The sequence below is a fragment of the Streptomyces sp. NPDC046379 genome (assembly GCF_055587785.1).
On sequence record NZ_JBVJFP010000049.1, the window covers coordinates 1 to 7,036 of the forward strand.

The 7,036-nt window shown below is 69.9% G+C and carries 4 protein-coding genes, 1 tRNA gene and 4 pseudogenes; 7 read left to right on the plus strand and 2 right to left on the minus strand.

Annotated elements, in window-relative coordinates; all coding sequences use genetic code 11:
- The first annotated feature begins 519 nt into the window (after positions 1 to 519).
- From ACZ6KF_RS33690 to ACZ6KF_RS33710, 5 genes and pseudogenes are all read left to right on the plus strand, one after another.
- Positions 520 to 1,902 carry a hypothetical protein gene (locus ACZ6KF_RS33690; protein ID WP_469241981.1) on the plus strand — a complete coding sequence of 461 codons (1,383 nt, stop codon included), beginning with the start codon at positions 520 to 522 and terminating at the stop codon, positions 1,900 to 1,902.
- Positions 1,903 to 1,982: 80 nt separating this feature from the next.
- Positions 1,983 to 2,055, plus strand: a tRNA-Gln gene (locus ACZ6KF_RS33695).
- Positions 2,056 to 2,245: 190 nt separating this feature from the next.
- The gene (locus tag ACZ6KF_RS33700) at positions 2,246 to 2,671 is read left to right on the plus strand and encodes a YrhB domain-containing protein (RefSeq protein ID WP_469241983.1); all 426 of its coding nucleotides are present in this window, start codon (positions 2,246 to 2,248) and stop codon (positions 2,669 to 2,671) included.
- A 119-nt stretch (positions 2,672 to 2,790) separates the two neighbouring features.
- Positions 2,791 to 3,438, plus strand: a complete 648-nt coding sequence (locus tag ACZ6KF_RS33705) for a replication-relaxation family protein (RefSeq protein WP_469241984.1) — start codon at positions 2,791 to 2,793, stop codon at positions 3,436 to 3,438.
- A pseudogene (locus ACZ6KF_RS33710) lies at positions 3,335 to 3,689 on the plus strand (MerR family transcriptional regulator); the annotation flags it as partial. The gene ACZ6KF_RS33705 and the pseudogene ACZ6KF_RS33710, both read left to right, overlap by 104 nt.
- A gap of 126 nt (positions 3,690 to 3,815) precedes the next feature.
- Here the strand turns inward: ACZ6KF_RS33710 and ACZ6KF_RS33715 are convergent.
- Both ACZ6KF_RS33715 and ACZ6KF_RS33720 read right to left on the minus strand, forming a co-directional pair.
- A pseudogene (locus tag ACZ6KF_RS33715) lies at positions 3,816 to 4,438 on the minus strand (IS5 family transposase); the annotation flags it as partial.
- A gap of 13 nt (positions 4,439 to 4,451) precedes the next feature.
- Positions 4,452 to 5,104 (minus strand): annotated as a pseudogene (locus tag ACZ6KF_RS33720) (IS630 family transposase); the annotation flags it as partial.
- 142 nt (positions 5,105 to 5,246) lie between these two features.
- Here ACZ6KF_RS33720 and ACZ6KF_RS33725 point away from each other — a divergent pair.
- Positions 5,247 to 5,498 (plus strand): hypothetical protein, encoded by a 252-nt coding sequence (locus tag ACZ6KF_RS33725; protein ID WP_469241986.1) that lies wholly within the window; start codon positions 5,247 to 5,249, stop codon positions 5,496 to 5,498.
- A gap of 253 nt (positions 5,499 to 5,751) precedes the next feature.
- Positions 5,752 to 6,773, plus strand: a pseudogene (locus ACZ6KF_RS33730) (LacI family DNA-binding transcriptional regulator).
- The last annotated feature ends 263 nt before the right edge of the window (positions 6,774 to 7,036 follow it).

Below are 7,036 nucleotides of genomic sequence, written 5' to 3' on the forward strand. Positions count from 1 at the left end.
GGAAAGACGCGACGACATCCACGAAGCCCTCCTCGGCCTCGCCACCTGCCTCATCACCCACCGACACGTCCAACGCCTTTGTTAGGACCTCTTAAGCCTCACGCCACTACGGGTCCGAAGGCTGCGCACACGCGTACTCATCACTGAAAGGCTTGGGCGGCTTCGTCGACAATCACGGCAACTGCGGGCAGGGGGCCCCGTCCCGCTACGTACCACCGGAAGGGGGCCCGCGGCCCTACGCGGCCAGCTGGTGCGCGGCCGGGGGCGCGATGTAGCTGCCGGGGTCCGCGGGCGTACTGTCGTGGCATTCCAGGCAGCTGCCGAGCGTCTTGAGGGGTACTGGCGCAGAGCACTTGTTCCTGAGCTGTCGTATTCCTGAGCCCGAACACCGCAGAGCGGCGAGGCAGTCGGATTCAAGGCCGGCCATCGAGGGGTACGCCGAGACCAACGCTGCGTAGCCTGGCTCTGTGACTGCGGTGTGCGGATAAGCAGTGGAGGCCCAGTCGTGGTGATGACAGGGTGAGCCTCGTGCCGTCGCCCACATTCGAACAGCTCCTCCGTGAACTGCACGCCTCGCTTACACTGCGCAAGCGTCCGGAAGATGTGGCCCGGCTCATCCAGGATCTGTACGCCGCCCAGGGCACTGACCTCGATACAGCGACCGAGGCGGCGCTTGCCAAAGCGGCTGAGCACTCGCTGCGCAACCTCTGGCACGGCTATACCTCCATGCGGGAGGAGTTCGCCCGTCCGGTCGGCGCACAGCGCCAGCTTGCTCGAGCTGCAGACCTGTTCATGAGCGTGCCGGACCTTCCGGACAACGTCGGGGATGATCCAGCCCAGATCGGGGTGGTGATCCGGCGAGCGGGTGAGGAGATCGGCCGCTCGTACGGGCAGAATGACTTCGGCATGGACCGCCTCAACCGGACCGAGCGCACGGCGGCGGGCCTCGGGGAGATTCCCAAACGCCAGTACAACAAGCGTTTCCGACTACTGCACCGGATGGAAGCCAAACTGGCCCGGCTCATCCACGAGCAGCGCCGACGCGAAGTGGCCATGACCGGCAAAGGTGCCCTCGCCCACGTCCTGCCGTACGAGCTGTTCGCTACAGACGCGGACACGGCGGCCTTCATCGCCTACATCACGGCGCGCGGCTACATGCGCAGCGTCTGCACCAACGGCCGGCAGCGTCAGGTCTACGACGAGGTCGCCGAGGCCCTGTTCCAGCGCCTGAGGAATCGCCCCGAGCAGGCCTGCTGGTACGCGGTCGCGCATGTGCACCCCACTGCTGAAGTGCTGGCCCATGTGTCCGACCAGGACCTCACCCAGCTGCTGGTTCGGTGGAACGGATTCCTGCGCCAGGTCGCCGGCCTACTGGAGGACGCCTGGAACCGACATCCGCTGGAACGCGACACGATGATCGTGCGCCGTGGCAACGACTCGTCAACCTGGAACCAGGCAGCACAGGCATGGAACACGGCCCGGGCCCACTGGTTCGCGCTGCTAACCGAGCTGAGGCAGGACGAGATCCTGGATCGGATGTGCCCTGGCAAGGTGCCCCGCCTGATGGCGGCCGACGTGGCGTACTGGCACCGCATGAGCGGCGGCGGGCTGCACCCGGACACCTACGTCTGGGCAGACCTTCCTCTGCCCTGGGAAGTACTCCGGGGTGAGAAGGAATGCCCACGCTCGCTCGTTGAAGCAGCTTGCGCCCGGCATCGGGTGGACCCGATAGCTGGCGCCTGGACTGCTCCCAGGCCGGCGGCTGAAGCCGTCGCCTTCCGGCGGACACCCGAGCTGGTACACGGAGTCGCCGTCGCCGACCCGCTCATGGCCAGTGCTCTCCGTTCGGCGGGAGTCTTCTCCGGCAAGGGAAAGCGTGCTGCCGCTCAGGAGTGGACGTGACCGGCGGCAATCCCCCCGCGTGTCCACTCCTCCGCAAATCAGTTGCCCCACACAGCGGCCCAAGCAATGATCACGGTGGCGACGAGGAAGCTCTGCGGAGGAGCGCCCGGCTCTGATCCCGGGTGGACGCAGGTTCGAATCCTGCCCTCGTCGCCTCTCCACATACCTCCCCAGAACACAACGTCCCGGCTACTGGCGCAGAGCACTGTCCCGTTGCTGTCGCATTCCTGGCGCGCGACTATCAGCATTGGCGGGTTGCGGGTGTGGACGCGATGCGGATGGCTGTGGTCGACGTCGAGGAGCACGAGCTGGTGTGGATCGTCTCCTGGACCTCCGAGGAGTCGTGCGCACCCGGAACCCGGAGTTCATGCTGGCCGGTAACGGGCCTTACCTGGTCGACCGTGTCGACGATGGACTGCACCGGGTTGGCGTCGTCTCCGCGGTAACCGGGGAGTGCGAGGCCGACTATCGAGCCCGGATACGTGGGCTTCCGGTGCGTACCACAGTAGACGATCTACACGATGCGCTGTGCGAGGTCGCCGCTGCACGCGGACGCGTGCACGCTGTGCGGACACTGCGCCAGAGGCTGCCGATGTTCTCGCCTGCGGAGGCCGTCGAATATGTGAGCGCCTTGCTGGACGGTGATGCGCCCGCGCGTCTCGTGGCCGTCGCCACCAAAGAACTCGTGGAGCCTCGCAACCCGGTACTTGCAGTGGAGACGATTCTGAGCGGGGCGGAAATCCGAGCCGGTCAGAGACCCGAGGGGTGACGGGAAAGCCAGTCGGCATGCCGGTCGCGCACCCGGTCCCGTTCCTCGGACGTGCGAGGAAAAACGTCGGCGCCACCCCGCACGAGGGCAGTGCCGCACCTGGGATGGGAGCGGCTTTGATGAGGGATGTGGATGCGGCGGGCGCCGACTGGACGGCGGTGGCGGTGCTCGTGCAGTACGGGATGGCGACGACCGAGCAGCTGCACCTGCTCCTGGCGCCCGATGCCCGGATTCAGCAGACCCGGCGGCGGCTGGTGGAACTGTGCGCGGAAAGGGTGGTGGACCGGATCACGGTGGGGCGGGGCGGACGGGTGCGGGTGTGGTTCCCCACCCGCTACGGGTCACGGCTCGCCGGCGAGCGGCCTGAGCTGCTCGGGCGGCGGCCCTCAAGGAGGGTCTGGGACCGCGGCGCGGTCCGGGCGCGGGCCGGGCATGCGCTGACCGTGAACGAGATCGCGCCCTCCTTCGTCCAGGACGCCCGCCGCCGCGCGGGGAGCTGTGCCGGCCACTGGACGGGCTCTCCGCAGCCATCGCCGAACAAGCCCAGGCCAGCCGAGTGGGAGACCATCGGACAGGGCCAGGCAGAAACCCTGGTTGACCTTCACCTTGGGGGAGCCCACAGCATCAGTGGGGCCGGACGACGTGCTCGGCATGAGGACGAGCATGGGGTTGCTGACCATCGGGGCGTTCGCGAAGACGTCCCGGCTGTCGCCGAAGGCGCTGCGTCTTTACGACGAGCTCGGCCTGCTGCCCCCCGCGCGCGTTGACCCGGTGACCGGCTACCGCCTCTACGCACCGGAACAGCTGGACCAAGCCCCGCTGGTCGCCTGGCTTCGCCGCCTGCGGATGCCCCTGGCCCGCATCCAGCAGGTCCGCACACTCAATGCGGTCGCGGCGGCCCAGGAGGTCCGCGCGTTCTGGGCCCAGGTCGAGGCCGACACCGCCGCACGGCGGGATCTGGCCACCTTCCTCATCGACCACCTGTCCTGGAAGGACTCTGCCATGTCCCCGACCGCCAAGTCCCTGAACTCCGCCAACTCATCCCGGAGCCGCTCCACTTCCCCCAACCTCATTCCGGGAAGCTGCCCACGATCAGCCGAGATCACTCAACGTAACGAAGCACTACTAGGCAGTTTCGTTTGGATCATCGGGCGGACCAGAGGAAGATGCCCGCGATGTGGAGTCCGGCCAGGTAGATGGTGGCGGTCTTCTCGTAGCGGGTGGCGATGCCGCGCCACTGCTTCAGGCGGTTGATGCACCGCTCGACGGTGTTGCGCTGCTTGTAGGTCTCGCGGTCGAATGCCGGTGGCCTGCCGCCCCGGCTGCCCCGGCGGAGCCGGTGGCTGCGCTGGTCCGCGGGGACGGGGATCACGGCCCGGATGCCGCGTCGGCGCAGGTGGTCGCGGATCGCGCGGGAGGAGTACGCCTTGTCGGCCAGGACCACGTCCGGCCTGGTGCGAGGCCGGCCTCGCGGGCGGGGAACGCGCAGGCGGGCCATGACCTCGGTGAAGGCAGGTGCATCACCGGCCTGGCATGCGGTGAGAACGAACGCGAGGGGCCGGCACCGGCCGTCGGCCGCGAGGTGGATCCTCGTGGTCAGTCCGCCGCGGGACCGGCCGATGGCGTGGTCGCCGGGTTCGCCGGCCGAGGCCCCTTCTTGCGGGCCCCGGCCGCGTGCCGGTGGGCCCGCACGATCGTGGAGTCGACCGAGACGGCCCAGCTGACGTCCCCGTCCGCGTCGGCCTGGGCCACCAGGGCGGTGAACACCCGCTCCCAGGATGTGGACGCCTCGCCGTATCTGCTTGTTCGTCAGCTCGGCGAACCAGCGTTCCACCAGGTTGAGCCAGGACGACCCGGTGGGTGTGAAGTGCGGGTGGAAGCGGGGATGGGCCGGCAGCCAGGTCTTGATCGCCGGAGTCTTGTGGGTCGCGTAGTTGTCCAGCACCAGGTGCACGTCCAGGCCGGCAGGGATCTCCCGGTCCAGCTTGATCAGGAACTTCCTGAACTCCTCGGACCGGTGCCGGCGGTGCAGGGAGCCGGTCACCTTCCCCGTGGCCACCCCCAGCGCGGCGAACAGCGTGGTGGTGGCGGCACGCACGTAGTCATGGGTGATCCGCTGCGGGACCCCGGGCATCATCGGCAGGACCGGCTGGGAACGGTCCAGCGCCTGGATCTGCGACTTCTCGTCCACGCAGAACACCAAGGCCCGCTCGGGCCGATCCAGATACAGACCGACGACGTCGTGGACCTTGCCGACGAAGTACGGGTCTGTCGACAGCTTGAAGGTCTCGGTGCGGTGCGGTGCGGCTGCAGGCCGAAGGCCCGCCAGATCCGCGACACGGTCGACTGCGACAGTTCCATCTCCTTCGCCATCGCCCGCGTCGACCAGTGCGTGGCATTCCTCGGCGTCGACTCCAACGTCCTGGTGGTTACGGCGGGGTCGGCCTGATCGGCACCGGCACCGGAGCCAGCACCGCCCTCGCCGCGCGGCGCCTCGCGGACAAGCACGTCACGGCTATGGACGTGGACCCGTACCTGACCGAGGTTGCGGCGGCGAGGCTCGCCTCGCTGGGCCATGTCCCCCCAGGTGGTCAAGTGTGATGCCAAGGGACCGCTGCCGGGGGACTTCGACCGCATCGTGTCCATGGTGGCGCTGCACAACCTCGCCACGGTGGTAGCCGCGCTCCGCCCCGGCGGGCGGCTGGTGACCACCCTCGCCCACATGAGCATGATCATCACGGCCGACAAGGCCGCGGACGGCGGTGCCCGTGGGGTGGTCGAGTGGGACCGGGCCGGGTTCATGAGCACCCGCACCGGGGCCGACTAAGGGGTTAAAACCGCCCGTGGACCCGGCGACCGAGCACACCTGCCGCGCCTGCGGCCGTCCGCTGCCCCCGGCACACAAGGATGGGACGCCCCCGGCAGTACTGCACCGCCCGTGAGGCCCCGTCCCGCATCACGTTTTGGGAGCGCTCTCATGCGCGGCTGTCTGCGTCTATTGCGGGGATGCGCAGGTGCATGGCCGAACCACGGCAGATCCCTCACCGAGCGATCGCACACGCACAGGAGGAACGCCCGTCTTGCCGGAGCAGACCGTGAGGCCCCGTCCCACGCTGGAAGCCGTCGCAGCGCGCGCCGGCGTGTCCCGCGCGACGGCCTCCCGGGTCGTCAACGGCGGCGCGGGGGTGCGCCCGGCGCTGGCCGACAAGGTGCGCCTGGCGGTCGAGGAACTGGGCTACATGCCCAATCACGCGGCCCGCACCCTGGTCACCCGCCGCAACGGCGCGGTGGTGGTGATCATCGCCGAGCCGGAGTTCCGGGTGTTCTCCGACCCGTTCTTCGAGCAGTAGGTACGGGGCATCAGCCGGGAGCTGACCGCGCGCGACGTGCAGCTGGTGCTGCTATGGGCGGAGGGCTCCGGCGAACACGAGCGGATCGGCCGCTATCTGGAGGGCGGGCACGTCGACGGAGCGCTCGCCTTCTCCCTCCACGACGACCGGCTGCCGGCGCTGATCGCCCGCACCGGCGTTCCGGCGGTCCTGGGCGGCCGGCCGGCCGCGGGCGACGGTCTGACCGTGCCGTTCGTGGACTGCGACAACCGCGGCGGCGCGCGGGAAGCGGTGCGGCATCTGGTCTCCCTGGGCCGCAGGCACATCGCGCACATCGCGGGCCCGCGCGACCAGACCTCGGCGATGGACCGGATCCACGGTTACCGCGACGTCCTGGTCGACGCGGACCCGCAGCTGCTGTGCCAGGGCGACCTTACCGAGGCGAGCGGCGCCCGCGCGATGGCCGAGCTGCTGGAGCGCAGGCCGGCGACCGACGCGGTCTTCGCCGCCAACGACACGATGGCCCTGGGCGCGCTGCGCACCTTGCGTGAACGCGGGGTGCGGGTGCCGCAGGACGTGGCGGTGGTCGGCTTCGACGACATGGAGCCCGTGGCCCTGGCCGCGGACCTGCCGCTGACCACGGTCCGCCAGGACATCGAGGGCATGGCCGCATCATGGTCAGGCTGCTGATGCGGCTGCTGGACGCCCCGGACGACGACGTACCCGCCTCCGTGATCACCCCAACGACCCTGATCCACCGGGCCTCCGCCTAAACCCTCGGCCCGGCGGCCCCTTGGCCCCTGGCCCGGCCGCCCGGCCCTCCGCCTCCTGGCCTGGCCCCCCGGCTCCCGGCCCCCCGCCAGCCGGCCCTCGCCCTCGCCCCGGCGTCCCGGCGCCCCGGCGGCCTTCCCCCCTGCGGCGGCCGCCCGCACACACGGCGACGGCGGGGGGGGGGGGGGGGGGGGCGGCCCCCCCCCCCCCCCCCCCCGCGGGGTTTCCCCCGGGGGGGTGGGCCCACCAGAAATTGTTTGTGTGT

What these genes read in the sequence shown, in the direction of transcription:
- ACZ6KF_RS33705 (WP_469241984.1), top strand. Translation starts at nt 2,791, where the DNA reads ATGAGGGATGTGGATGCGGCGGGCGCCGACTGGACGGCGGTGGCGGTG.
- ACZ6KF_RS33725 (WP_469241986.1), top strand. Translation starts at nt 5,247, where the DNA reads ATGTCCCCCCAGGTGGTCAAGTGTGATGCCAAGGGACCGCTGCCGGGG.